This is a genomic window from Bacillus sp. GW821-FHT11D08 (genome assembly GCF_058808515.1).
Genome location: NZ_JBXARS010000002.1, coordinates 334,419 through 358,010, shown reverse-complemented (window position 1 = coordinate 358,010; position 23,592 = coordinate 334,419). Strand labels below are relative to the sequence as shown.

At 49.1% G+C, this 23,592-nt stretch carries 25 protein-coding genes, 1 riboswitch and 1 other annotated feature; of the genes, 5 read left to right on the top strand and 20 right to left on the bottom strand.

The features are described from left to right. Positions 1–67 precede the first annotated feature (67 nt). Positions 68–478: an organic hydroperoxide resistance protein OhrB gene (gene ohrB / locus AC1RRX_RS05550; protein ID WP_003154758.1), complete on the bottom strand. Its 411-nt coding sequence runs from the start codon at positions 476–478 to the stop codon at positions 68–70. Between the two features lie 73 nt (positions 479–551). On the opposite strand from ohrB, the gene AC1RRX_RS05545 reads away from it, so the two are divergent. Then, the gene (locus tag AC1RRX_RS05545) at positions 552–1,061 is read left to right on the top strand and encodes a MarR family winged helix-turn-helix transcriptional regulator (protein ID WP_012117386.1); all 510 of its coding nucleotides are present in this window, start codon (positions 552–554) and stop codon (positions 1,059–1,061) included. A 27-nt stretch (positions 1,062–1,088) separates the two neighbouring features. Here AC1RRX_RS05545 and AC1RRX_RS05540 read toward each other — a convergent pair whose 3' ends face one another. The 8 genes from AC1RRX_RS05540 to AC1RRX_RS05505 all read right to left on the bottom strand — a co-directional run bounded on the left by AC1RRX_RS05540 (position 1,089) and on the right by AC1RRX_RS05505 (position 7,334). After that, positions 1,089–1,514: an organic hydroperoxide resistance protein gene (locus AC1RRX_RS05540; RefSeq protein WP_007610880.1), complete on the bottom strand. Its 426-nt coding sequence runs from the start codon at positions 1,512–1,514 to the stop codon at positions 1,089–1,091. Positions 1,515–1,627: 113 nt separating this feature from the next. Further along, entirely contained in the window at positions 1,628–2,875 is a 1,248-nt protein-coding gene (gene proA, locus AC1RRX_RS05535; RefSeq protein WP_012117384.1) for a glutamate-5-semialdehyde dehydrogenase, read from the bottom strand. Then, on the bottom strand, positions 2,872–3,984 hold the full coding sequence (gene proB, locus AC1RRX_RS05530; RefSeq protein ID WP_007407233.1) for a glutamate 5-kinase: 1,113 nt from the start codon (positions 3,982–3,984) through the stop codon (positions 2,872–2,874). The genes proA and proB overlap by 4 nt, the downstream gene beginning before the upstream one ends. A 69-nt stretch (positions 3,985–4,053) precedes the next feature. Next, positions 4,054–4,267 (bottom strand) — a binding site (T-box leader). Between the two features lie 86 nt (positions 4,268–4,353). Further along, a complete protein-coding gene (purU, locus tag AC1RRX_RS05525) occupies positions 4,354–5,256 on the bottom strand; it encodes a formyltetrahydrofolate deformylase (protein ID WP_007407234.1) in 903 nt (300 codons plus the stop codon). A 74-nt stretch (positions 5,257–5,330) separates the two neighbouring features. Continuing rightward, positions 5,331–5,645: a DMT family transporter gene (locus AC1RRX_RS05520; RefSeq protein WP_007407235.1), complete on the bottom strand. Its 315-nt coding sequence runs from the start codon at positions 5,643–5,645 to the stop codon at positions 5,331–5,333. Continuing rightward, positions 5,645–5,983 carry a DMT family transporter gene (locus AC1RRX_RS05515; RefSeq protein ID WP_015239709.1) on the bottom strand — a complete coding sequence of 113 codons (339 nt, stop codon included), beginning with the start codon at positions 5,981–5,983 and terminating at the stop codon, positions 5,645–5,647. The genes AC1RRX_RS05520 and AC1RRX_RS05515 overlap by 1 nt, the downstream gene beginning before the upstream one ends. Positions 5,984–6,049: 66 nt before the next feature. Beyond that, positions 6,050–6,158: riboswitch (guanidine-I (ykkC/yxkD leader) on the bottom strand. A 12-nt stretch (positions 6,159–6,170) separates the two neighbouring features. Continuing rightward, complete coding sequence (locus AC1RRX_RS05510) at positions 6,171–6,716, bottom strand: GNAT family N-acetyltransferase (RefSeq protein ID WP_021493807.1); 546 nt, start codon at positions 6,714–6,716, stop codon at positions 6,171–6,173. A 99-nt stretch (positions 6,717–6,815) separates the two neighbouring features. Then, a complete protein-coding gene (locus AC1RRX_RS05505) occupies positions 6,816–7,334 on the bottom strand; it encodes an acyl-CoA thioesterase (RefSeq protein ID WP_003154772.1) in 519 nt (172 codons plus the stop codon). A gap of 189 nt (positions 7,335–7,523) precedes the next feature. On the opposite strand from AC1RRX_RS05505, the gene AC1RRX_RS05500 reads away from it, so the two are divergent. Further along, the gene (locus tag AC1RRX_RS05500) at positions 7,524–8,384 is read left to right on the top strand and encodes a dimethylarginine dimethylaminohydrolase family protein (protein ID WP_015239707.1); all 861 of its coding nucleotides are present in this window, start codon (positions 7,524–7,526) and stop codon (positions 8,382–8,384) included. A gap of 70 nt (positions 8,385–8,454) precedes the next feature. Continuing rightward, complete coding sequence (locus AC1RRX_RS05495) at positions 8,455–9,504, top strand: lactonase family protein (RefSeq protein ID WP_144463997.1); 1,050 nt, start codon at positions 8,455–8,457, stop codon at positions 9,502–9,504. A 27-nt stretch (positions 9,505–9,531) separates the two neighbouring features. Here the strand turns inward: AC1RRX_RS05495 and AC1RRX_RS05490 are convergent, their stop codons facing one another. The 10 genes from AC1RRX_RS05490 to AC1RRX_RS05445 all read right to left on the bottom strand — a co-directional run bounded on the left by AC1RRX_RS05490 (position 9,532) and on the right by AC1RRX_RS05445 (position 20,613). Then, entirely contained in the window at positions 9,532–10,503 is a 972-nt protein-coding gene (locus AC1RRX_RS05490) for an ABC transporter ATP-binding protein (RefSeq protein WP_144463998.1), read from the bottom strand. A gap of 3 nt (positions 10,504–10,506) precedes the next feature. Continuing rightward, positions 10,507–11,406 (bottom strand): C40 family peptidase, encoded by a 900-nt coding sequence (locus tag AC1RRX_RS05485; protein WP_144463999.1) that lies wholly within the window; start codon positions 11,404–11,406, stop codon positions 10,507–10,509. Then, positions 11,403–12,470, bottom strand: a complete 1,068-nt coding sequence (locus AC1RRX_RS05480) for a dipeptide epimerase (protein ID WP_258566464.1) — start codon at positions 12,468–12,470, stop codon at positions 11,403–11,405. The genes AC1RRX_RS05485 and AC1RRX_RS05480 overlap by 4 nt, the downstream gene beginning before the upstream one ends. Positions 12,471–12,506: 36 nt before the next feature. After that, positions 12,507–13,442, bottom strand: a complete 936-nt coding sequence (locus tag AC1RRX_RS05475) for a S66 peptidase family protein (protein WP_144464000.1) — start codon at positions 13,440–13,442, stop codon at positions 12,507–12,509. 87 nt (positions 13,443–13,529) lie between these two features. Continuing rightward, entirely contained in the window at positions 13,530–15,149 is a 1,620-nt protein-coding gene (locus AC1RRX_RS05470) for a peptide ABC transporter substrate-binding protein (protein WP_144464001.1), read from the bottom strand. Next, a complete protein-coding gene (locus AC1RRX_RS05465) occupies positions 15,146–16,174 on the bottom strand; it encodes an ABC transporter ATP-binding protein (RefSeq protein ID WP_144464002.1) in 1,029 nt (342 codons plus the stop codon). Before AC1RRX_RS05465 ends, AC1RRX_RS05470 begins: the two co-directional genes overlap by 4 nt. Before the next feature lie 5 nt (positions 16,175–16,179). Beyond that, positions 16,180–17,127, bottom strand: coding sequence for an ABC transporter permease (locus AC1RRX_RS05460; protein ID WP_003154782.1), 948 nt, complete (start codon positions 17,125–17,127; stop codon positions 16,180–16,182). Positions 17,128–17,132: 5 nt separating this feature from the next. Further along, positions 17,133–18,059, bottom strand: a complete 927-nt coding sequence (locus AC1RRX_RS05455) for an ABC transporter permease (protein ID WP_007610853.1) — start codon at positions 18,057–18,059, stop codon at positions 17,133–17,135. A 14-nt stretch (positions 18,060–18,073) separates the two neighbouring features. Further along, on the bottom strand, positions 18,074–18,898 hold the full coding sequence (gene dppA / locus AC1RRX_RS05450) for a D-aminopeptidase DppA (protein WP_007407248.1): 825 nt from the start codon (positions 18,896–18,898) through the stop codon (positions 18,074–18,076). A 155-nt stretch (positions 18,899–19,053) separates the two neighbouring features. Then, positions 19,054–20,613, bottom strand: a complete 1,560-nt coding sequence (locus tag AC1RRX_RS05445) for an MFS transporter (protein ID WP_144464003.1) — start codon at positions 20,611–20,613, stop codon at positions 19,054–19,056. 286 nt (positions 20,614–20,899) lie between these two features. Between AC1RRX_RS05445 and htrA the strand changes: the two genes are divergently transcribed. Both htrA and AC1RRX_RS05435 read left to right on the top strand, forming a co-directional pair. After that, positions 20,900–22,249 carry a serine protease HtrA gene (htrA, locus tag AC1RRX_RS05440; RefSeq protein ID WP_186302950.1) on the top strand — a complete coding sequence of 450 codons (1,350 nt, stop codon included), beginning with the start codon at positions 20,900–20,902 and terminating at the stop codon, positions 22,247–22,249. Between the two features lie 99 nt (positions 22,250–22,348). Next, entirely contained in the window at positions 22,349–22,525 is a 177-nt protein-coding gene (locus AC1RRX_RS05435) for a hypothetical protein (RefSeq protein WP_014417532.1), read from the top strand. Positions 22,526–22,610: 85 nt separating this feature from the next. Here the strand turns inward: AC1RRX_RS05435 and AC1RRX_RS05430 are convergent, their stop codons facing one another. Further along, complete coding sequence (locus AC1RRX_RS05430) at positions 22,611–23,582, bottom strand: glycosyltransferase family 2 protein (protein WP_012117371.1); 972 nt, start codon at positions 23,580–23,582, stop codon at positions 22,611–22,613. Between the last annotated feature and the right edge of the window lie 10 nt (positions 23,583–23,592).

The window sequence follows — 23,592 nt, the reverse complement described above, 5'->3', positions numbered from 1 at the left end:
GATCATTACTGATGTTTTCGTTAATAAAATATCCCGGATATAAAATCCGGGATATTCGTTCGTTGATTTATTTTAATTCAAGTTTGACGTCTACATTTCCTCTTGTTGCTTTTGAATACGGACAGAACTCGTGAGCGGCGTGCACTAGCTTCTCCGCCGTTTCTTTGTCAAGATCTTTTGTATCAATGACGAGCGTTACGCCGATTTTGTAACCTCCGTCACTCTCATCTTTTAAAAGGCTGACCTGTCCTTCAATTTCAGAGGTCATGTCGATTTTTTGTTTTTGGGCGGCGAGCTCAAGCGCTCCCCCGAAGCAGGCAGCATATCCTGCCGCAAAGAGCTGTTCAGGGTTTGTGCCGGTTTCTCCGTCTTTTTTTGCATTCGGCATGATGATGTCAAAATCCAGCACCCCGTCTTCGGATTTAATATGTCCTGCTCGTCCGCCGACTGCGGTCGCTTTTGAAGTAAATAATGCCATTATTATCAGCCTCCTCATTGTACTTACTGTATATATTGCCCCTGCTCATATTTTTAAACATGAGGAATAGGAAATGGACTGTTTTTCGGCTACAATAGGGGTAACGTTAACAAACAAAGAGTTGGTGAAAGAAGTAATGGCAGAAAAAGATTTTGAACATATGAAACTGGAGAATCAGCTTTGTTTTTTGCTGTACGCAAGCTCAAGGGAAATGACGAAACGGTACAAACCGCTGCTTGATAAGCTCAATGTAACTTATCCCCAATATTTGGCGCTGCTTTTATTATGGGAGCACGAAGAACTGAATGTGAAACGGATGGGTGAGCTTTTGTACCTGGATTCCGGAACGCTGACACCGATGCTGAAACGGATGGAGCAGCACGGAATCATCATGAGAAAGCGGTCGGCTGAAGACGAGCGATCCGTGACGATCAGGCTCACAGATGAAGGACGGGCCTTGCAGAAAACAGCGGCGGATATTCCCATTGCCATGCTGGAACAGACGGGACGGTCAAAAGAGGAATTAAAGCAGTTAAAGCAGTCGCTTTATGAGGTTTTGAATACGCTGCACGGCAAAAAATAAGGATGCCCCGAATGGGCATCCTTATTTTTATTCTGCTGCCAGAAGCTTCACTTCAATATTTCCCGCTGTCGCTTTTGAATACGGGCAGACACCGTGCGCTTTTTGGATAAGGGCTTCAAGCTCCTGTTTATCAATGCCGGATGCTTTGACCTCAAGCGTAACGCCTAGTTTATATCCTTGGTCTGCTTCATCTTTCAGCAGACTGACATGCGCAGTGACCTCTGTTTCAATACTCAGACGCTCTTTTCTCGCTACGAGCTGAAGAGCGCTGTCAAAGCAGGCTGAATATCCTGCGGCAAACAGCTGTTCAGGGTTTGTAGCATGTTCGAGCTTTTTTGCTCTTGGCGTTCCCGGCATGGCAACATCAAGATTCAGCACTCCGTCAGAAGACGTGACTTTCCCTTCACGTCCGCCGGCGGCTGATACGGTTGCAGTAAATAATGGTTTTGTCATGTGAATTCACCTCTATTATATTGTGTACAATTTAATTTTACACAATATAATAGAAACCGTCAATCTTTCCGCATAAAAAAAGCCTACCCTTTTTGAAGGATAAGCTTAAAAGATTATACGCGGATTTGTCCGTTTCCTTTGATGATGATTTTTGTAGATGTTAACGCCGGAAGCCCCATCGGCCCTCTCGCGTGAAGCTTTTGCGTGCTGATGCCGATTTCGGCTCCGTATCCGAATTCAAAACCGTCCGTAAACCGGGTTGAAGCATTATGATACACGGCGGCGGCGTCAACGGCGGTCTGGAAGTAAGCCGCATGCTCGGCGTTCTCCGTCAGAATGGCTTCTGAATGGTTTGTGCCGTACTGCTGAATGTGGCGGACCGCCTCCTGTACGTCCTGCACCGTTTTCACACTGAGAATCGGCGCCAGATACTCCGCTCCCCAATCGGCTTCTTCTGCTTGTTTCGCTTGAGGCTCCAGTCTGCAAATCACCTGGTCTCCTCGGAGCTCCACCCCTTTTTCTGTCAGCTGATTCAGCAGCTTTCGTCCGTGTTCTTCGGCCCATTTTTCATGAATCAAAAGAGATTCAATCGCGTTGCAGACCGAAGGACGCTGTGTTTTGGCATTGATGACGACCTCGCTTGCCATTTGAGGATCTGCTGACTCATCTATGTACACGTGGCAATTGCCCGCTCCGGTTTCTAAAACGGGTACGGTTGATTCCCTGACCACAAGATCAATTAAATTTTTACCGCCGCGCGGGATCAATACATCCAGCCCGTCATTTAATGTAAAGAGCTGTTTGGCGGTTTCTTTGCTTGTATCTTCTATGAGCTGAACGGCATCAATCGGAAGCTTTGACAGCCCCAGTGCGCGTTTCATCACACTGACAAGCGCTATGTTGCTGTGGATGGCGGAAGAACTTCCTCTGAGCACAACCGCGTTTCCGGTTTTCAGGCAGAGTGTGGCCGCGTCTACGGTAACGTTCGGTCTGGCCTCATAGATCATGCCCACTACTCCAAGGGGCACGCGGATTTTTTCAATGGATAATCCATTCTCTTTTTGAATGGTCTCCAGCGATTCACCGACGGGATCTTCAAGACCGATCAGCAGTTCCACGGCGTCCGCGATATCGAGCAGGCGTTTTTCATCAAGAGTCAGCCTGTCAATAATGTCAGGTGTCAGTCCTCTGTTCCGTCCCGCTTCAATATCTTTCTGATTCTCTGTTAAAATCAGCCGGCGTTCGTTTCTGAGTCCGTCTGCAATACATTGGAGCGCTTCGTTTTTTTCAGCCGTCGTTTTCATGACCATTTCGGCAGCCGCTTCTTTTGCCAAGGCTGCTTTTTGCAATACTTCACTCATTTGTGTTCCCCCTCGTCAAATAAATTCACCCAATCATCTCTGTGAATCACTTCCACCTGCTTCGTTCCTGAAAGCTGGTCGCTCCGCTTCCCTTTGGCTTCTAAAATTTCATCGGATGAGTACTGCGTCTGCCCTTTGCCGATAATGCCGCCGGGCCCTTTGACTTCCACTACGGCCCCTTTCGGAAAACTGCCGCAGACATCGGCGACGCCGGCCGGGAGGAGACTTGACCCGTTATGAATCATCGCCTGCTCCGCTCCCCCATCAATGATGATTTCCCCTGATATCGGAGAATGAAACATGATCCATTGCCGTGTATTATTTACTGAGGACAGGTCTTTATCGCCGATATAAGTGCCGTCGCCTTTTCCGTCTAAAATTCCCATCAGTTTTTCCCGTCCGGAGCCGGTTCCGATAAATACCTTCACCCCGAGCGACAATGCGGTCTGGGCGGCGAGAAGTTTTGACTTCATGCCTCCGGTGCCGACCTTTGAGCCTGCTGATCCGGCATATCCGAGCAATTCTGGTGTGATGTCATTCAGATAGTCGAACCGCTTTGCGTCCGGGTTTTCATTCGGATTGGCATCGTACAGCCCGTTAATGTCTGTGAGAATCATTAATTGGTCTGCATGAATCAAACCGCTTACAAGCGCCGACAGCATGTCGTTATCACCGAACGTCAGCTCTTCGACTGATGTGGAATCATTTTCATTAATAATCGGCACGACTCCCCGCTCCAAAAGTTCCATTACAGTGGCATAGGCATTTCTGTACCGCTCTCTTTTTGAGAAATCATTTCTTGTTAATAAAATTTGTGCCGGCGTCAGACCGTATCTTTTTAAATGGTCCATATATTGCTGCATTAAAAGTGTCTGGCCGACTGCGGCAGCTGCCTGCTTTCCTTTTATCGTAACGGGTCGCGACGGATAGCCGAGAGCGGAAAAACCCGCTGCCACCGCGCCTGAGGTAATGAGGATCACTTCATGCCCGTTTTCTTTTAATAAAGAAATGGCTTCCGTATGTTCCTTGATTTTTGCTTCATCAATACTTCCGTTACTGTTGGTGAGCGAGCTGCTCCCGATTTTCACAACAATTCTTTGTTTTTTCATCGTTTCTCCTCCGTGGCAATCAATCCAAACCGGCTCTCGTCAATAAAAAAAGCCCATTCCGTCCTGAAAAATAAGGACGAAATGGGCTTTCCGTGGTACCACCTTGTTTGAACGCGTTTTTCACGCGTCCCGCTTTCCTGTAACGCCAGGTTATCGCGCCTGAGTTTTCCCCTCAGGACTCCAAGGCAGGTTCGGCAGGTTTCATGCGGCAAAATGTTTCAGCGGGCCATTTTGCTCTCTGTCACAGAAAGTTCTGCGTACTGATCCTCTTCAACGCTCAATGATTTTTTTATATTATGCAAAGAAAACAGGTTCTTGTCAAGACATTTTCATCCATAAAAAACAGTCCGCCTCCCCGGCGGACCGTCATTAATTAAATACGATCGTTTTGTTTCCGTGAACGATGACGCGGTCTTCCAGATGCCATTTTACGGCTCTTGCCAACACGCTCCGCTCAATCGTTCTGCCGATATTCTTCAGATCCTCTGCGTGATCTCTGTGATCGACGCGTTCAATATCCTGTTCAATAATAGGCCCTTCATCAAGATCGTCCGTCACATAGTGAGAGGTCGCGCCGATTAATTTCACTCCGCGCTCATAAGCCCGTTTATACGGATTAGCGCCGATAAAGGCCGGCAGAAATGAATGGTGGATGTTAATAATCCGATTCGGATGGGCAGATACAAAATCAGACGTCAAAATCTGCATGTAGCGGGCAAGAACGATCACATCAATCTTATACCGCTCCAGCAGCTCAAGCTGGCGCCGCTCCACTTCGGCGCGGATGTCTTTGTTAGCTTTCATGTAATGGAACGGAATATTCAGCGGTTCAACCACTTCTTTGGCCTCTTCGTGGTTGCTGATAACGACCGCAATTTCGGCCATCATATTGCCGCTTTGCCATTCCCAAATCAGTTCATGAAGGCAGTGCAGCTCCTTCGATACAAAGATCGCCACCCGCTTCAGCTCACTTGCCAGAGACAGGCTCCATGTCATGCCGAATGTCTGGGCGATTGAGGCGAACGCCTGCTGTAAGTCCTCTTTTTTCTCACGAATGCCCTTGCAGTCGAATTCGATCCTAAGAAAAAACCGTCCGCCTTCAGGGTCAGTCGTGTATTGATTTGATTCAATAATGTTTGCGCCATGTTCAAACAAAAACGCCGACACGGCCGATACAATTCCCGGCTGGTCGGGGCAGCTGACAAGCAGGCGCCCTTTTTCCTCATTCCCGCGGCGGTATTCTTTCAGCCGCTGTGTCATATATGAATTCATCTGTTTTAATCCCTCGTATCTTCATAATTCGTAACTTACTAATAGATTATACTGAAGATTTGATAAAAATCAATTTACGAAAGAATTTTCAGCCCTACGGCAGCGCATAAAATAAGCGCAATGAAAAAGATGCGCTTCGCATCCTTCTGCTCGCCGTAGAAAAGAATGCCGGCTAATGCGCCGCCCGCCGTGCCGATACCGGTCCAGATCGCATAGGCCGTGCCCATCGCGATCGTCTCCATCGCATAAGAAAGCAGGGAAAAAGAAGCCGCAAATCCGGCGATAATGAAAAGAATCCATTTGACTTTCTTTTCTTTTTGAAATTGATTCATTAAAATGACCCCGAGCATTTCACAAAGACCCGCGGCTATCAGGCTGATCCAATGCATTACGCCTTCTCCTCCTTCGTCTCAGGCTTATCCTGTGTGACCAGCTTTAATCCGATGACACCGATCAGCAAAACGCCGATCAGCACGATTTTCACCGGATCGGCCTGCTCTTTGAAAAGCAGGATTTCACTGAGCACGGTGCCCGCTGTCCCGAGTCCGGTAAAGACCGCATATACCGTTCCTACGGGCAGGCTGTCTGTCGCCTTGATTAATAGATAAAAACTGATGATGATTCCCACAATCGTGCCGCTCCACGCCAGTGCCGAATCAGCATGTTTCAGGCCGGTGACCCATACCACTTCAAATACGGCCGCTATGACCACTAAACCCCATTTCATGTTCTTCACCCTTTCTGTATCCGGACAATACAAAAAAGCCCGGATAGTCGTCTCACATGAGATTGACTCTCCCGGGCTTTTTTCCCTCCGTGTGCATATGCGGGATATGTCCGCATATGTGTTTTCTCTCGGACCAGGCCATGTATAAACATGCGGAACCCTAGAAAACATGTCTGTTCGTATCATACTACATTTCGCCGAAACGTTCAACGTCAGATGTGATGTCAAAAACCGTCAGCTGCCTCTCCCATTTGGTAACGGTCTCACCGGGCACCATACCGATTTTTTCCGCGACACGGACGGAGGCAGCGTTTTCCGGATCAATCAGCGCCGCTATGCGTCCGTATTGCTGCGTATGAAAACCGTAGTCCAGACAGGCGTTCGCCGCCTCTGTCGCATAGCCGCAGCCCCAGCGGCGGCGGGCAAACATATAGCCGATTTCCATCAAAGTGTTTCCGTTTACCGTCTGCGGAACGATTCCGCATTGACCGAGAAATGCGCCCGTCTCTTTATCCTCTGCGATCCAAAGACTGACGCCGTATCCTTTGGCCAATCGTTTGTTCCAGGCAATCCATTCCTTCGTTTCCCGTCTGCTTTTAAGAGAAGGATAATATTTCATGACCTCTCTGTCGGTAAACAGCCCGTACAAATTTTCTTCATCGTCATCCCGCATAGTCCGCAGACGGATACGCCCGGTTGTCAGGATGGTGCCGGAAGACTTATGTTTCATCATGCACGCCACGTCTCCTTTCCCTGTAATAGATTATGGATCCGGCAGGAAAAGTCCTTTCTCAGCATAAAAAAACCGCTTTTTAAAAAAGCGGTTTGATGATTACCAAGGTTTATCTGTTCCGAGCGCCTCGGCCAGGGCCTTGCTGTGTTTTAAGCGGTTTTTTCGTTCTCCGGCGCGCTGAACGGCCGTATTGTGAAGCATGATTTCTTCCTCGGTTTCCGGCACGATCCGCGGAACGGGTACCGATTTCCCGTTTGAATCAAGCGCGACAAAGGTCAGAAACGACGTTGCCGCAAGCTCGCGTTCGCCCGTCATCAGATGTTCTTTAATGACTTTGACAAACACCTCCATAGACGATGTGCCGACCCATGTGACGTAAGATTCAAGGCATACGGAATCCTGTTGGCCGATGGGGCGCAAAAAATCTACAGAATCCATTGAGGCCGTGACTGTTTCACACCGGCAGTGGCGGGCCGCGGAAATTGAAGCGATATCATCAATGTAGCTCATCAGCTTTCCGCCAAACAGCGTATTGTGATTATTCGTATCAAGCGGAAAAACCCTGCTTGTTTTAACAACCCTTGTTTCTTTGCAAAATCTTGATTCTGGCAACTTCATATTATTTAAACTCCCCTTTGGTGTCTGGTCGTTTTGACTCATTCATCTGTACCCTATTAAACAATACTTTGACCGTTTTGTCTAAAATTTTTAATATTAAGTTGGTTAGATATTCTCTCATAAATGTTTCATTATTCATCACATCCGGGAATAATAAACGCACATTGAATACCGATAGGAGGATATCACATGGACGTATCCATTCCCAAATCCACGCGGAAACCGGCTTGCCGCAGTGAGTTTGATGCTTTGCAGACAGTCATCTTATGCCGGCCGGAACACATGGCCATCAAGGATATTATTAACGGAACGCAGAAACATTTCAAACAAGAAAATATTAACATACCCGTTGCCCTCAAACAGCATAGTGAGTTTATTGACATTTTAAGATCTCATCAGATTGAAGTCGTCCTGCTGCCTGCCGATCCCGCATTGCCTGAGCAGGTATTCACCCGGGATATCGGATTTGTCTTAGGCGAGACGGCGTTTATTTCAAACATGGCGGCTTCAGTCCGGCAGGGAGAAGAAAAAGTGTTTCAAAACCTGCTTGACAATAAGAAAATCCCCTATACGCGACTGAAAAAAGCGAACATTGAAGGCGGCGACATCTTGATCGCAGACGGCACCGTTTACGCCGGGCTGAGCGAGCGCACGGATAAAGCGGCTGTCCGGGAGCTGCGGGAGGCGCTGCCGGAGATGACGGTTGTGCCGATCCCTCTCAAGGAAGATTTCTTACATTTGGACTGTGTATTTAATATGATCTCGGAAACGGAGGCGCTATACTGCAAAAATGGCTTGCGGCAGGAAGAAATTGATCTTCTCGCCGAACGTTTTGAGATGATAGAAGTGCCTGAAGAAGAGCAATTCACGCTCGGTCCTAATATCCTGTCAATCGGCAATCAGACAATTATCAGCCTGCCGCAGCACCGTCATACGAACCGCGAGCTCAGAAAAAGAGGTTATACAGTCATTGAAACCGAGTTTTCCGAAATTATTAAATCAGGCGGTTCCTTCCGCTGCTGCACCTTGCCGCTTGTCAGAACATCTTAAACATTTACAAGGCAGTTTCCTTCAAGATACGTTAATATAGAGAAGACAAGACTCTAAAGGGGGAAACCGAATGGCTAAGTACATAGGATACGCGGGAACATATACAAAAGGCGGAAGCGAAGGCATTTATTGTTTTGAACTTGATACAGAAGCGAAACGGCTCAACCGTCCGAAGCTGGCAGCAAAGCTCGGCAACCCGACATACGTCACTCCGAATTCTGATAACAGCATGCTGTATTCCATTGAAAAGGCAGACGGAAAAGGCGGCGTCGCAGCCTATCAGATTCATCAGAACAGCGGGGAATTAACTTTTGTGAACCACCAGCTGATTGAAGGCCCGTCTCCATGCCACGTCAGCACTGATGATAAACATGAATATGTGTTAACCGCTAATTACCACAGCGGAAAAGTGCACGCCTTTCCCGTCAATGAAGACGGAAGTCTGCGGGAGCCGGCTGCCGAAGCCGCTCATACGGGAACAGGTCCTCATGAAAGACAAGAGAAACCGCATACCCATTTCGCAGGCTATACACCTGAGCATAACTACATTGCAGCCGTCGATTTAGGGACGGATACGCTTTATACTTACCAAATGAAAAACGGTTCGCTCACAGAGGTGAAAACTCACTCTTTCGCACCGGGTTCAGGGCCGCGCCACATCGTTTTCCATCCGGCGGAAAAATACGCCTATGTCATGACGGAAATCAGTAATGAAGTCATCGCGCTTGAATACAACCCGACCTTAGGTGAATTCAGAGAGCTGCAGGTCATTTCCGCTTTGCCTGAAGGCTTTACGGACAAATCGCAAGGCAGCGCGATCCGCATATCTAAAGACGGCAGATTTCTTTATGCCGCCAACCGCGGACATGACAGCATCGCCATCTATAAGATCAACCAATATTCCGGCGAATTGTCTCTTCTTGAATGGGTGCCGACAGAAGGAAACTGGCCGCGTGATTTCGCGTTTGACCCTTCCGAGACATTCCTTGTCGCGTCAAACGAAGAAACGGGAAATCTGGTTTTGTTTGAACGCGACCCGGAAACAGGCAAATTGACTCTGCTTCAATCTGACATTCCGGTTCCGTATCCGGTCTGCGTGTCATTTCTGCATCAGGTTTAATTAAAAAAGAAAGCTGACTTTATATTGTCAGCTTTCTTTTTTGTATAAATGGCAGGCGACAAAACGCCCCGCCTTCACTTCTTCAAGCTCAGGCGTTATCTTACCGCAGAGCTCCATCGCTTCAGGACACCGCGTCCTGAATACACAGCCGCTCGGCGGGTTAAGGGGGCTCGGCAGCTCCCCTTTCAGAATAATCCGTTCACGCTTGTCCTCAAGAAGCGGATCAGGAATCGGGATTGAGGATAAAAGCGCCTTCGTATAAGGGTGAAGCGGTTCCCGGTAAAGCGCAGCGCTTTCTGTAATTTCCATCATGCGGCCCAAATACATCACGCCGATCCGGTCGCTGATATGCTTGACCATTGATAAATCGTGAGCGATAAATAAAAATGTCAGCCCTTTCTCTTTCTGAAGCCTTTTTAAAAGGTTGACGACCTGAGCCTGTACCGACACATCCAGCGCGGAAATCGGCTCATCCGCCACGATAAATTCGGGATGCAGAGAGAGCGCTCTGGCAATCCCGATTCTCTGCCTCTGTCCGCCGCTGAATTCGTGGGGATACCGGCTGCCGAAATCCGGATGGAGCCCGACAGCTTCAAGCAGTTCATCCGCCATCATCAGACGGGCTTTTCTTGTATTGTAAAGATGGTGTATTTCCATCGGCTCCATAATAATTTCCCTTACGGTCAGGCGCGGATTTAACGAGGCGTAAGGGTCTTGGAAAATCATCTGCAGCTTGCGGAAGAAGACCGACCGCTGTTCTGCCGCGGCACGGTGTATATCCGTCCCTTCATATGATACCGAACCGGACGTCGGGTCATACAGACGGAGAATAACCCTTCCGAGCGTCGATTTACCGCATCCCGATTCTCCGACAAGTCCGAATGTTTCCCCTCTGTTAATGTGAAAGCTGACACCGTCGACTGCTTTTACGGCTTTCTTTCTTCCTGCGTCAAAATGCATTTTCAGCCCGCTGACTTCAAGGAGCGGAGATGCCGTCATTTTCTATTCCCCCTTTTCGCTTATACAGCGGCGTACGGTGCATAATTCTTTTTCATAGACGGTTCCTTCCAAAGACAGCACTTCGATTGTTTTTCCCGTTTTCGGGGAGTGCAGCATTCGGCCGTCTCCCAGCGCCAAACCGACATGGTGGATCGCGCCTTTTCCTTCTTCATAGGCGAAAAACAAAAGGTCAGCCGGCAGGATATCGTTTACCGCCGCGCCGCATCCGGCTTTTGCTTGGTCCGTTGCATCACGGGGAAGGGTATAGCCGCTTGCTTTAAATATCGAATACATAAACCCGGAACAGTCAAACCCGAAACCGCTCAGTCCTCCCCATAAATACGGAAGCCCGAGAAACATCATGCCCGTTTCGATGACATCGGCCGCCCGTCCTTCCGTATGCCGGCACTCGTCTGCGTCAGCTTCATTTACGAACCTTTCTCCGAGCGGCGTCACCACCCGGAAAAAGCCTTTCTCACGTCCTGATGCCGGAAGACGCGTTAAGAAACTTACTTCCAAGTCCGGTTTGCCGTTTGTGTGATATAAAAAAGCTGTCGGTTTGGTAATCCATACGGCGGGGGAAGATGCATGAAAGCCGTCTTTTGAAAGCTGGCTTTTTTTCATCCACCCCGGATATCCGCGCACATCCTTGTTTGAAGGCTGGCCGGGAACGGCGACAAAAGCCCATTCCCCTTCCTCTTTGAGAATGATCACCTCTTCCCCGAAAAGCGCTTGCGTTTGGACAAGATTGTCTGTGCATAATTGCAGCCGCTCTTCATATCCCATAGACGCTAACCATTTTCTGATCTGCGGCGGGTTTTCAAGCATCGGCGCATCATACGAACGGGGAGATGACGGCAGCGTCCATACGTTGGCTGCCGCCGCTGTAACGGCTGCTCTCATCTTTTCGCCCCCTCTTGTATCGACACACCGGTAATGCCGAGACCCGGTTCGTCGGGAATCGTAATCTGACTGCCGCTGTATGTGATGCCGCCTTGAATCAAATCATCTTTCAGCATAAGCGGCGCATCAAAATCAAACCTCGTCACATTCCGTTTGCCCGCGGCAAAATGGGCCGCGGCGGTGATGCCGAGCTTGGTCTCAATCATGCTGCCGACCATGCATTCCACGCCGCACGTTTCCGCCATCGCATTGATTGTTTCCGCCTGCTTTATGCCGCCCGCTTTCATCAGCTTAATATTAATTAAATCGGCGCTTCTCGTCTGCAGCACGTGAAATGCCTGACGGGGGGTAAAGACGCTCTCATCCGCCATAATCGGCGTGTCTACGGCATCTGTGACCTGCTTCAGCCCGGCGATATCGTCTTTGTGAACAGGCTGCTCGACCAGCTCAATGCCGAGGCCTGCGTCTTCCATCTTTCGGATCGCAGTCACGGCTTCTTTCGGCGTCCAGCCTTGATTCGCGTCCAATCTCAGTTTGACGTTTCCGCCGACACGTGATCTGATCGCCTGAATCCGCGCAACATCGTCCGATATGTCACCTATGCCGACTTTTACCTTTAAAATATGAAATCCTTTGTTCACATAACGGTCTGCATCCCCCGCCATCTCCTCAGGAGAATTGACGCTGACGGTAAAATCTGTTTCCAGTGTATTCCGATAGCCGCCGAGAAGCCGGTAAAGCGGCTGTCCGTGCATTTGCGCCCATCCGTCATATACAGCCATATCCACCGCGGCTTTTGCGCTTTGATTTCTTTCCAACAGCCGGCTAATATCAAACAAAACGGCTTCCATGCCGGAAAGGCCCCGCCCCAAGAGAGCCGGCTTCAGCACATCGCGGACGGCGCTTTCAATACCGGCCGCGCTGTCGCCTGTAATGACAACCGTCGGCGGCGCCTCGCCCCAGCCGGTCAGACCGTTGTCAAAAGTAAGCTTCACAATGACCGATTCAGCATTGTAAACCGTGCGTAAAGCGGTCTTAAACGGCTTTTTCAGCGGCACGGACATCCGTCCCGTTTGAATATCTGTAATCCTCACGCCTGATCACTCCCTTCCGGAAACCCCCGATTCAATCGTTACCGCTTTGGCCGCCGCATCCATAACCGCGCGGGCTCCGATCGGAACGGCGAAGCTCGGTGAACAATGGCCGATTTTAAAGCCTTTGAGCGCGGGCTTCCCTGATTTGACAATGTAATCGTTCAGCACTTGCTCTAAAGTAAGCGACTTTTCTTTATGCTTCGGTTCGCATTGGTGAAAATCACAGACCAGGATTCCGGCTGCGTCTGACAGTTTTCCGGCCATCTTTAATTGATTCAGCATTCTGTCGATTTGATACGGCTCCTCATCAATATCCTCGATAAACAGCAATTTGTCTTTTGTATCAATTTCAAACGGCGTGCCGAGTGTGGACGTAATGAGCGACAAGTTGCCGCCTGCAAGCTCTCCCTCGGCCCTTCCGCCTGTCAGCACCTCTAAGGGAGAAATGTCCTCCGTATAGGTAAATTCCGTTTCTGTAAAAAGCTGATGATACGACGCTTTTGTCAGGGGATCAGCATTTTCAAGCCCGACATCTGTGCTCAGCATCGGACCGTGAAATGTGACGAGCCCCGTATTTTGATGAATGGCGGTATGTAAAAACGTGATATCACTGTATCCCCAGAAAATTTTCGGATTGCGGCGGATTAATCCGAAATCGATGTCGGCGGCAATACGGCCAGTGCCGAATCCTCCGCACGCGCATATCACCGCTTTGACATTCTGATCACTAAACATGTCATGGAGATCATCGAGACGCGCCCGGTCTTCTCCCGCCAAATAGCCGTGACGGGTCTTCAGCGCCCGGCCGAGTTTCACTTGAAGGCCAAGCTCATTCTCTAAAAACAGCAGCGCGGTTTGCAGCGTCCCGCTCTCAGGCGGGCTTGCGGGCGCAATCACACCGACCGTGTCGCCTTTTTGCAGTGCTTTCGGTTTATGGTTCATGACTTTTTCAATCTCCTTTCCGGATTGAAAAGTGAAACACGCCGCTCCTTTATCGGCAAAAGAGCGGCATATGTTTCCGCTGTAAGATCAGGACTTTTCCGCCCACTTCAGATCAATGTAACCGACGGGGTGCCGGACAATGCCCTTCACGCCGCTGTTCTGCAGATGCACCTGATTGTAAAAGTAAATCGGAATGATCGGAGCCTCGTTCATGAGCAGTTTTTCCGCTTTATGCATGAGCGCAAAACGTTTTTTGGCATCGGCTTCCTGTTTTGCCTGCTTGATGCAGCCGTCGTATGCCGCGCTGCCCCAGCCGGTGCGGTTCATGGAATTATCCGTCTGGAAAGCCTCAAGAAAACTGATCGGATCTGCGTAATCCGGTAAAAATGAGCTTTGAGAGAACTGGAACTTCAGTCCTTTCTGCTCTTCTAAAAAGACGTTCCATTCCATATTGGCGAGCTTAACGTCTATACCGAGCACACTTTTGAGCTTCTGCTGAATCGCTTCCGCTATTTTCTTATGCTCCGGTTTTGTGCTGTATGTCAATGTAACGGCGGGCAGCTTGTCATAATGCTCTTCTGCCATGCCTTTTTCCAGCAGTTTTTTGGCTTCTGAATCATCCGGATTTAATAAACTGCCGCCCGCTTCGCGGAAATCTTTCCCGTCAGGCTGAGTAAATCCTGGGGATACAAAGGCATGTGCCGGCTTTTCACTGTTTTTGGTCACATAATCCGTGATTTCTTTCTGATCAATCGCTGCCGCGAACGCTTTTCTGATCTTTTCATTTTGAAACGGCTCCATTTTTACGTTAAAACGATAGAAATAGAGTCCGGCCTGATCCCACGTGCGGACATTTTTTCCTCCCATCAGCTGCTCGCTCAGCTCTGCCGGCACAAAGGCGGTATCCAAATCCCCCGACTGGAACATCTGATAGTCGGTATTCCGGTCACTGACCATCGCCCATGTGACTTTATCCAGTTTCACTGTCTTTTTATCCCAATATGTCTCGTTTTTGACCATCGTCATGCTGTCGTCATGCTTCCATTCCGTCAGTTTGAACGGCCCGTTGCCGACAAAAGTTTTTGCTTCAGTGAACCATTTCGGATCAGCCTTGGCGACCTTCTCATTAATCGGGAAATACGCCGGATTGGACACGACGCTCAGAAAATAATCCTGCGGTGCCGCCAATGTGACGACAAGCGTTTTTTTATCTTTTGCCGTGACTTTCACGTCTTCTTGTTTGCCTTTTCCGCTGTTAAATTCTTCCCCGCCTTTGATCATGTAGCCGAGAAAAGCGGAAGATGCGCCCGTTTTCGGATCGAGCATCCGTTTCCAGGCGTACACGAAGTCTTCCGCCGTAACGGGATCGCCATTTGTCCATTCGGCGTTATCCCGGATATTGAAGGTATATGTCAGCTTATCAGCGGACACCTTCCAGCTTTCCGCCATGGCCGGTTCGGGCTTATTATCTTTTCCGAGCCTCGTCAATCCTTCCATGATGTTATTCAGCGGCTGCCAGGAAACATTATTAAATCCGATCGGCGGATCAAGTGAGGTCGGCTCATTTTCGTTATTGAGCCGCAGCACCGTTTCACCCCCCTGTTCTTTTGCTTTGCCGGGTTCTGTCCCCGCCTGTTCATTGGCTGTACAGCCCATCAGAGCAAACGAAACAACAGCAATCACACCGATCGCCCATCTCTTTTTCATTTCAATCCCCCTTTTTCCTCTGCTGCCGTCAGCTGCTGCTTCAGCCGCTCTGCACGGTGATCCTGAAGCCAGCAGTTGACGATATGGCTTTTGGATTTCACGGTTGTTGCCGGGTATACCTTTTCACAGACGATCATCCTGTCCGGGCAGCGGGCGGCAAACGGGCAGCCCGGCGGCGGATCGAATAAATCAGGCGGCGTCCCGTCAATCGGCGACAGCTCACTATCCTCCATATCCAGCCGCGGCACTGAACGAAGCAGCCCCTTTGTGTATGGATGAGCCGGACGGTAAAAAAGATCATGCCTCGTGCCGATTTCGGCGATTTTCCCCGCATACATGACGGCGACTCTGTCGGCGGTCTGAGCGACGACGCCGAGATCGTGTGTGATCAGAATAATAGACACGCCTGTTTTTCTTTGAATCTTCTTAAATAATTCAAGGATTTGTGCTTGAATCGTCACATCAAGAGCCGTTGTCGGTTCATCGGCGATCATAATTTCCGGCTCGCAGATCAGAGCCATCGCAATCACGATCCGCTGCCGCATGCCCCCGCTTAATTGGTGGGGGTACTGCTTCAGGCGGGATTTCGAGTCCGGGATACCGACCAGATCCAGCATGGCGAGAACTTCGGATTCAGCTTGTTTTCTTGCCATGGCGCGGTGTTCCAACAGCGCTTCTGAGAGCTGATCCCCTATGGTCAAAGTCGGATTGAGCGCCGTCATCGGGTCCTGAAAGATCATAGAAATATCGCGCCCCCGGATTGCCCGCATTTCCCGATCCGACATTTGGCAAAGGTCTTTCTGTTTAAATTGTATGCTTCCGGATTCAATCTTTGCCGAATGTTTCGGAAGAAGACCCATCACGGCTTGTGACGTCACGCTTTTTCCGCAGCCCGATTCACCGACGATCGCAAACGTTTCACCTTTATATAAATCGAAGCTGACGCCTCTGACGGCTTTTACAGTGCCTCCGTATGTTGAAAAAGTAACATGCAGATTTTGAACAGAAAGAACTTGCTGCGCCATTTTTCCTACCTCCTCAGTTTCGGGTCTAACGCGTCCTGCAAGCCGTCTCCAAGTACGTTAAACGCGTACATCGTCAAGGAAATGAAAAAAGCGGGGAAAAACAGCCGCCACCAATGGCCTGATAAAATCGCCGGCAGCCCGTCGTTTGCCATGACTCCCCAGCTTGCAAACGGCGCCTGAATGCCGAGTCCGAGAAAACTTAAAAATGATTCCGCAAAAATCGCCGCCGGCACCGTAAGCGTCATTTGGACAATAATGGCTCCCATCGTATTCGGCAGCAGATTTTTCTTAATGATCCGAAATGTTTTCGCTCCAAACGTTTTCGAAGCCAATACGTGTTCATCATGCTTCATCCTCAGCACCTGCCCTCTGACAATCCGCGCCATGCCGACCCATCCCGTCACGGTCAGAGCGACGATAATGGAACTGAGCCCCGGCCCCATCAGCACCATTAACAAAATGACAACGAGCAGATACGGCAACCCGTAGAGAACCTCGATGATTCTCATCATGGCGCTGTCTGTCCGGCCCCCTTTGTATCCGGCGACGCCTCCGTAGATGACGCCGATCAAAAAGTCGATCAGCGCCGCCATCACACCGACAAATAAAGAGATCCTCGCTCCGTACCACGTTCTTGTAAACACGTCCCGGCCAAGTTCATCGGTTCCGAACCAGTGTGAAAAAGACGGCGGAAGATTCTGCTCGGCGAGCGTCTGCCTTGTCACGCTGTGCGGTGATATCAGCGGACCGAACACAGCCGATAGAAACAGGCAGCATAATATCACAAGGCCGGCCATCGCCAATTTGTTCTTTTTAAGCCGCCGCCACGCATCCTGACTGTAAGACAGGCTCGGACGCTTGACCGACTCGGTTTCACCCTTTCTTTCCGCGCCCGGCTGAAACCAGTCATCAGGCACTTCTGTGTGTTTTACCGTTTCTTGCGGGAGATTCATCAGGATCACCCTTTCTTATGAAGTTTTATGCGCGGGTCTAACAGGCCGTATGCCAAATCAACCAGAAACAGCAGGACGATCAGAATCACACTGTAAAATACGGTCGTTCCCATGATGACCGGGTAATCTCGCTGATTGATGCTTTCTACGAAATATTTGCCCATTCCCGGTATGGCAAAAATTTTCTCGATGACGAAACTGCCCGTTAAAATACTTGCAGCAAGCGTCCCGAGTACTGTCACAACAGGCATAAGAGCATTTTTCAATGCGTGTTTGATCACAATTTTGACGGGAGAAAGCCCCTTTGCTTTTGCCGTGCGGATGTAATCCTGAGTCAGCACTTCGGCCATGCTTGATCTTGTCAGCCTCGCGATAATGGCCATGGGACCAACGGCAAGCGCAACAGTCGGCAGGACCATGTGGACGGGACTCGTCCAGGTAGCTGCCGGAAACCATTTCAGATGAACCGCAAATTGCTGAATCAGCAGCGTAGCCATAATAAAATTCGGAATGGAAATCCCGAGCACCGCAAGGCTCATGGCCGCATAGTCGAGAAAGCCGCCGCGCCTGAGAGCGGCCATTATGCCGAGCGCGAGTCCGGAAATAACAGCGATGATGATCGCCGTTATCCCAAGCTCAAATGAGACCGGAAACCCGCGTTCAAGCATAGCGTTTACACTGTCTGACGGTTTTTTAATTGAAGGACCGAAATCAAAGGTAAGAATGGATTTTAGATAGATGGCGTATTGAGTGATAAGAGGTTCGTTCAGATGGTAGTAGGATTCGAGATTTCGCTGGACCGCTTCGTTTGTGCCCCGCTCTTCGTTAAAAGGCGAGCCGGGTATCACTTTCATCATGACAAATGTCAGAGTGGTGATGACGAGGACGGTCATAATCATGGCGATAAAACGTTTGATAAAATACCGCAGCAATGCCGTTCACCCCTTTAACAGAATGTTGTTCTCATGGCGAGTTCTGTCATGACGAGCATGGCCTGATAGGCTTCCGGCATGTCTTTTGCCTGAAATTGAACGATTGTCGTTCCCGGGATGATTTCTGTGCCCGGCATTAAATGGGCCCATTCAGCCTGTCCGTAGTTGGCAAATTCAATGCCTAATACAGGTCTTTCAGGCGGAGTCAGCGGTTTGACCTTATCTTTATTTTTGAGCGCATAGGCTGTTTTTTCCGTCAGGAGCCGTCCGGCTTTTTGAGGGGACAGGCATTTGACCGCGGTTCTTGAAATGGTTTGTTTGACGGCGGCAGTCGTCACATTCGGGATCAGCTCCTCCGCTTCTTTTGCGGCGCAATCATCTCCGGCAGCCATGATGACCGGGACATCGTAAAATCCGGCGAGATAGGCATTTAACCCCAGTTCACCGACCGGCTTATCATTTATGTAAAAGTGGCGGACGCCGAATATCATGCTGTGCGACATAACGCCCGGCATCGACGCTCTCGCATGATAGCCGATAAACATTACGCCCGAATACGATTCATCAAGCCCCTGCATCATGGAAAACGGCTTGACATCCCCCGTAATCAGCTCTGCCTCAGGGTGAAGTTTTTCCGCGAGCAGATTATTCATCTTTGAGTGGCTGTCATTCACGGTCACTTCCGTGCATCCGTTATTAAACGCTTCTGCGATGCACCAGTTTGCTTCTTCGGTCATCAGAACCCTGCCGCGCTCATAATTGTGCATGCGGGAATTGACAAATGTTTCATCAGGCAGTCCGGAAATCCCTTCCATATCCACAGATAGATACAGTTTCATGTAATGCCTCCTTTTTTACTTAAAATTTCGATATTAAATTATGAATATTCTAACAAATTATATTAAAAAAGGATGAAACATGCAATATACCATTCTGCCATTATGGGAAAAAACAAACCCTTTTCACCGGGAAAAGGGTTTGCTGATAGAAATAGTTACATACTGTTTTTGCTTATATGATGACGCTGAAACTGTCTGACCGCACTTCTGTATTCATGATCGGGAATGACCTGATGCCTGATCGGTTCAGGAGCCTGCGGCGAAGGCTGTTCAGCAGCCTGCTTACGGACGGCATGCGGTTTATGCGCCAGCTTATGTCCCATGCCGGTCGCATTCATGACAAATGATAAACACACTAAAAGCAAGCTTAAGATGAAAGCAATAAGAAACAAATCGCTGTATGTCCCCATCAGCAGCTCATGCGGTGATTGTGTGCCGCGCGCGCCCCGAAGCGTGCCGGAAGCATCTCTTTTCGTAAAATACCCTATTAAAACAGGTGCGCCCATATAAATGAAAAGCCTCAAAAACTGAACTGCCGTCATGCGTTTCACCAGTTCCGGAAGCGGTCCGCCCAACGCGGCTCCCATCAGTCCGGCTGCCACAATAAGCCCTGTCCCGGCCGCCAGCATCACGAAAAGCCCCGCAAATAGAATAAGCGGTATATGATGATCCGCCGTCATCCATTGGAAATTCACGAACACCAGTATAACAGAGCCTGTTATGCCGAGCATGCCCGGACCGACTTTATCATATGCTAATGCACTGATGACAGCGGCGATGGCCACGCCTCCCAAAAGGCTCGCATAAAGGAATATCAGTTGAGTTTGTGACATATGATATGCGGTCTGAAGCTCCCCGTGAAATGCAGAAAGACTGACCGCTATGGAAATACTGCCCGCAGCGATCATGAAAACACCCAGAATCGGCTTTGGAATGAGCATAAGTTTAATCGAAATCAGCGCATGTTCGTTTCTGTACTGCATGGTCAGCAAGATCAGAAGAATGACAATGCTTCCTCCAAATCCCGCCAATATCTGCCATGATGAAAAGCCCCATTTCGGCAGATGAATAAATGTATAGGCGGCCAGCACGGCTGATACACCCGCTAACAGAAAACCCATGCCGTCAAATGGAGATTTTTCAGCATTTTTATGAGCGTCATCCCGCAGCCACATATAACTGAAAATGAGGCCGAAAAAAGACAGCAGGCCAAAAATGCCGAACAGCCAGTGCCAATAGCCGGCGCTTGCCGCCGCCGTGCCTAAAACGGTCCCCATAATGACGGACCCGTAAAATCCGCCGATTAACACAAATAATGCGTAATTCCGGCGCTCAATCGGAAACGAAAGCACCAGCATCGGAATCATAATCATCAGCATAGTGCCCGCCGCAGCTCCCTGTAAAAAACGGCCCGCGGCGAGCGGATAAATATCATTTGTCACAGCAGCAAGGAGCGCTCCGATGACACCCGCGGCCATCGAAATCATATAGACAGGCCGGGAGCCGAATCTTTTTCTTAAATACGGCCCCGCCGGCACGAATAAGGCAAATGCCATATTACCGATAATAATCGGATGAAAAGAGTCAAAGTTTTCCCCGCCGACCGTCTGCCGGACAAGGCTTTGGACAGCCGAAAGAGCGGTATTCGACATCAGCCCCGGCCCGACAGCCAGCACAGCAAGCAGAGAAATGATCCAGTGATGTTTTTCTTTCATGTGACAGCTCCTTTCTTACTATTTGACAAAGTGAAAAAGCTAACAGATTTCCCCCATTAGCTTGACAGAATTTTTCATATCTTTTCATGTGAAGGATTGAACATAATATCTCATTATTATTTCAAATCCGATGGAAATTGTCAATATAAAGCGCCGCCGTCCGATTTCGTCTTTTTCACAATTTCCCACAATCTTTTCATTATTATCCCACACTTTTTGTTTAAGATGGAGTCAGTAATAATAGGCAAATCATGCTATGATGAAATAGAGAAACGGAGTGAACATGATGGATAACTATCGTGATGAAAATCGGACAGACCACAAAGAACAGGAAGTCCTTTTAGTAAAAGAAAACCTGCAGCCGGCCGGATATTCCGCGCCTGACGAGGACAAGAAAAAACGAAGCTTCGGCTGGTTCAGACCGCTTCTCGGCGGAGTGATCGGCGGAGGGCTCGCCCTCGGCATCTATACATTTACGCCGCTTGGAGACCATCAGACTCAAGATACTTCCAATCCGGCTCCCGCTCAGGAAACGTCATCGGTAACCGCCAAGCAGACATCTTCTGAATCAGACAGCGGCAAATCGGCAAACAGCTCATCGGCAAATTCAAGCAGCATTTCGAATATGGTGGAAGACATTTCACCGGCGATCGTCGGAATCACCAATCTGCAGAAGCAGCAAAGCAGTTCCGATTTATTCGGATTCGGATCAAGCTCAGATTCAAACTCTAATGCATCGGGTGATGATGCGGAAACGGGATCGGGTTCAGGCGTTATTTTTAAGAAAGCAAACGGCAAAGCGTATATCATTACGAATAACCACGTGGTCGAAGGCGCCTCTTCCCTTAAAGTGTCATTATATGACGGCACCGATGTAACAGCTAAACTCGTCGGCAGCGACTCTCTGACAGACTTGGCCGTTTTAGAAATCAGTGATAAACACGTAACAAAAACGGCAAACTTCGGCAGCTCATCCGCTCTCAGAACGGGTGAATCCGTCATCGCCATCGGTGATCCGCTCGGAAAAGACCTTTCCCGCACCGTCACACAGGGCATCGTGAGCGGCTTAAACAGAACCGTCTCGATCTCTACGTCAGCCGGTGAGTCAAGCATCAACGTCATCCAAACCGATGCCGCCATCAATCCCGGAAACAGCGGCGGACCGCTCTTGAATACAGACGGCAAAATCATCGGCATCAACAGCATGAAAATCAGTGAAAATGATGTAGAAGGCATCGGCTTTGCGATTCCGAGCAACGATGTAAAACCGATTGCCGAAGAGCTTCTCACGAAAGGACAGGTGGAGCGCCCTTATATCGGCGTGAGCATGATCGACTTGGAACAAGTGCCCCAAAACTATCAGGAAGGCACACTCGGGCTTTTCGGCAAACAGCTGAATAAAGGCGTTTATATTCGCGAAGTGGCGCAGGGCTCACCTGCTGCCAAAGCCGGATTAAAAGCAGAAGACATCATTATCAGCTTAAAAGGGAAAGAAACCGGCACGGGCAGCGAACTTCGCAATATTCTCTACAAGAATACGAAAGTCGGCAGCACCGTTGACGTGAAGATTATCAGAGACGGCAAGGAAATGACGAAAAAAATGAAACTGACTCAAAAAGAAGAAACATCTTCTTAACAAAAATCCAAGGCAGCCGCCTTGGATTTTTTATATACAGCTGAAACTTCAGGCCTGGATCAGCCGTATGACTTAGTGTACAAAGGAGGATACATACACATGAAACAAACCGGACTTTTGCTGGTCGTTACCGGCCTGATCTTGCTGCAGCTGAGCATTCAGCTTCCTCAGCAAAACGCTGCTTGGGGAATGACGCTGGGTGCAAGCATTTTACTGAACCTTTCGGGAACCGGACTGATCATGCGCTCTCTGCACACGCAGACCGGCCGCAGATGAATGAAAAAAGCCGCGGGACATTCTGTCATCCCGCGGCTTTTATTTCACATAAAAGCACCCGGTCTGGCCGGACAGGGTGTTTCGGTTAAGACATATGCTGGTCCCGATAAATCTTTTCGTTTTTCATGCCGTACGCTTTTTGCACGATATAGAGCGGACGGTCTTTTGCTTCGTCATAAATCCTTCCGATATATTCGCCGATCATTCCGAGCATTAATAGAACGATGCCGCTGAATAACAGCTGTATCACAATCAGAGAGGACCAGCCCGTAATGGTGCTGTTCGTAAACAGCTTCATGTATAAAACGATAAACATATAGAGAAAACCCGCTCCGGACATGATCATTCCCGCATAGCTTGCCGCCTTGAGCGGTTTATGAGAGAACGTTGTGATCCCGTCCATGGAAAGCTTCAGCATTTTTTTAAGCGGGTATTTCGTTTCCCCCGCAAGCCGCTCATCTCGTTCATATTCTACAGCAGTCTGCTTAAAGCCGACCCAGCTGACGAGTCCTCTGACAAAAGGATTTTTTTCTTTTAATCTTTTCATCTCATCACAGACTTTTCTGTCCAGCAGGCGGAAATCTCCGGTGTCGAGCGGAATATCAATATCAGTCACGCTCCGCAGCAGCCGGTAAAACATAGAGGCCGTCTGTTTCTTGAAAAAGGTTTCTCCCTTTCGTTTCGTTCTGACGGCGTACACCACATCGTAGCCTTCTTTCCACTGCTCAATCATATCAAGGATTAATTCAGGAGGGTCCTGCAAATCGGCGTCAATGACGGCGATTGCATTCCCCTCTGCATAATCCATACCCGCTGTGATCGCGATCTGATGTCCGAAGTTTCTGGAAAAATCAATAATTTTCACTCTCGGATCAATCAGACTGTGCTCTCTTAAAATCTCAATACTGCGGTCTTTGCTTCCATCATTGACAAAGATCAATTCATAATGCTCTTTTGTTTGATCCATGACTTCTTTCAGGCGCTGATAGGTTGTCTGAATGACAAGTTCCTCGTTATAAACCGGGACGACTATTGAATATTGAATATGTCTGCTCATGTTTTTTCCT

Coding starts and splice junctions, on each gene's coding strand:
- AC1RRX_RS05545 (WP_012117386.1), top strand. CDS start 552: ATGGACTGTTTTTCGGCTACAATAGGGGTAACGTTAACAAACAAAGAG.
- AC1RRX_RS05430 (WP_012117371.1), bottom strand. CDS start 23,582: ATGAGCAGACATATTCAATATTCAATAGTCGTCCCGGTTTATAACGAG.
- AC1RRX_RS05470 (WP_144464001.1), bottom strand. CDS start 15,149: ATGAAAAAGAGATGGGCGATCGGTGTGATTGCTGTTGTTTCGTTTGCT.
- AC1RRX_RS05490 (WP_144463998.1), bottom strand. CDS start 10,503: ATGACGGCATCTCCGCTCCTTGAAGTCAGCGGGCTGAAAATGCATTTT.
- AC1RRX_RS05480 (WP_258566464.1), bottom strand. CDS start 12,470: ATGTCCGTGCCGCTGAAAAAGCCGTTTAAGACCGCTTTACGCACGGTT.
- AC1RRX_RS05500 (WP_015239707.1), top strand. CDS start 7,524: ATGGACGTATCCATTCCCAAATCCACGCGGAAACCGGCTTGCCGCAGT.
- AC1RRX_RS05515 (WP_015239709.1), bottom strand. CDS start 5,983: ATGAAATGGGGTTTAGTGGTCATAGCGGCCGTATTTGAAGTGGTATGG.
- AC1RRX_RS05510 (WP_021493807.1), bottom strand. CDS start 6,716: ATGATGAAACATAAGTCTTCCGGCACCATCCTGACAACCGGGCGTATC.
- htrA (WP_186302950.1), top strand. CDS start 20,900: ATGGATAACTATCGTGATGAAAATCGGACAGACCACAAAGAACAGGAA.
- proA (WP_012117384.1), bottom strand. CDS start 2,875: ATGAGTGAAGTATTGCAAAAAGCAGCCTTGGCAAAAGAAGCGGCTGCC.
- AC1RRX_RS05520 (WP_007407235.1), bottom strand. CDS start 5,645: ATGCATTGGATCAGCCTGATAGCCGCGGGTCTTTGTGAAATGCTCGGG.
- AC1RRX_RS05460 (WP_003154782.1), bottom strand. CDS start 17,127: ATGAATCTCCCGCAAGAAACGGTAAAACACACAGAAGTGCCTGATGAC.
- AC1RRX_RS05485 (WP_144463999.1), bottom strand. CDS start 11,406: ATGAGAGCAGCCGTTACAGCGGCGGCAGCCAACGTATGGACGCTGCCG.
- AC1RRX_RS05445 (WP_144464003.1), bottom strand. CDS start 20,613: ATGAAAGAAAAACATCACTGGATCATTTCTCTGCTTGCTGTGCTGGCT.
- AC1RRX_RS05495 (WP_144463997.1), top strand. CDS start 8,455: ATGGCTAAGTACATAGGATACGCGGGAACATATACAAAAGGCGGAAGC.
- AC1RRX_RS05435 (WP_014417532.1), top strand. CDS start 22,349: ATGAAACAAACCGGACTTTTGCTGGTCGTTACCGGCCTGATCTTGCTG.
- dppA (WP_007407248.1), bottom strand. CDS start 18,898: ATGAAACTGTATCTATCTGTGGATATGGAAGGGATTTCCGGACTGCCT.
- AC1RRX_RS05475 (WP_144464000.1), bottom strand. CDS start 13,442: ATGAACCATAAACCGAAAGCACTGCAAAAAGGCGACACGGTCGGTGTG.
- AC1RRX_RS05505 (WP_003154772.1), bottom strand. CDS start 7,334: ATGAAGTTGCCAGAATCAAGATTTTGCAAAGAAACAAGGGTTGTTAAA.
- purU (WP_007407234.1), bottom strand. CDS start 5,256: ATGAATTCATATATGACACAGCGGCTGAAAGAATACCGCCGCGGGAAT.
- proB (WP_007407233.1), bottom strand. CDS start 3,984: ATGAAAAAACAAAGAATTGTTGTGAAAATCGGGAGCAGCTCGCTCACC.
- AC1RRX_RS05465 (WP_144464002.1), bottom strand. CDS start 16,174: ATGGCGCAGCAAGTTCTTTCTGTTCAAAATCTGCATGTTACTTTTTCA.
- ohrB (WP_003154758.1), bottom strand. CDS start 478: ATGGCATTATTTACTTCAAAAGCGACCGCAGTCGGCGGACGAGCAGGA.
- AC1RRX_RS05540 (WP_007610880.1), bottom strand. CDS start 1,514: ATGACAAAACCATTATTTACTGCAACCGTATCAGCCGCCGGCGGACGT.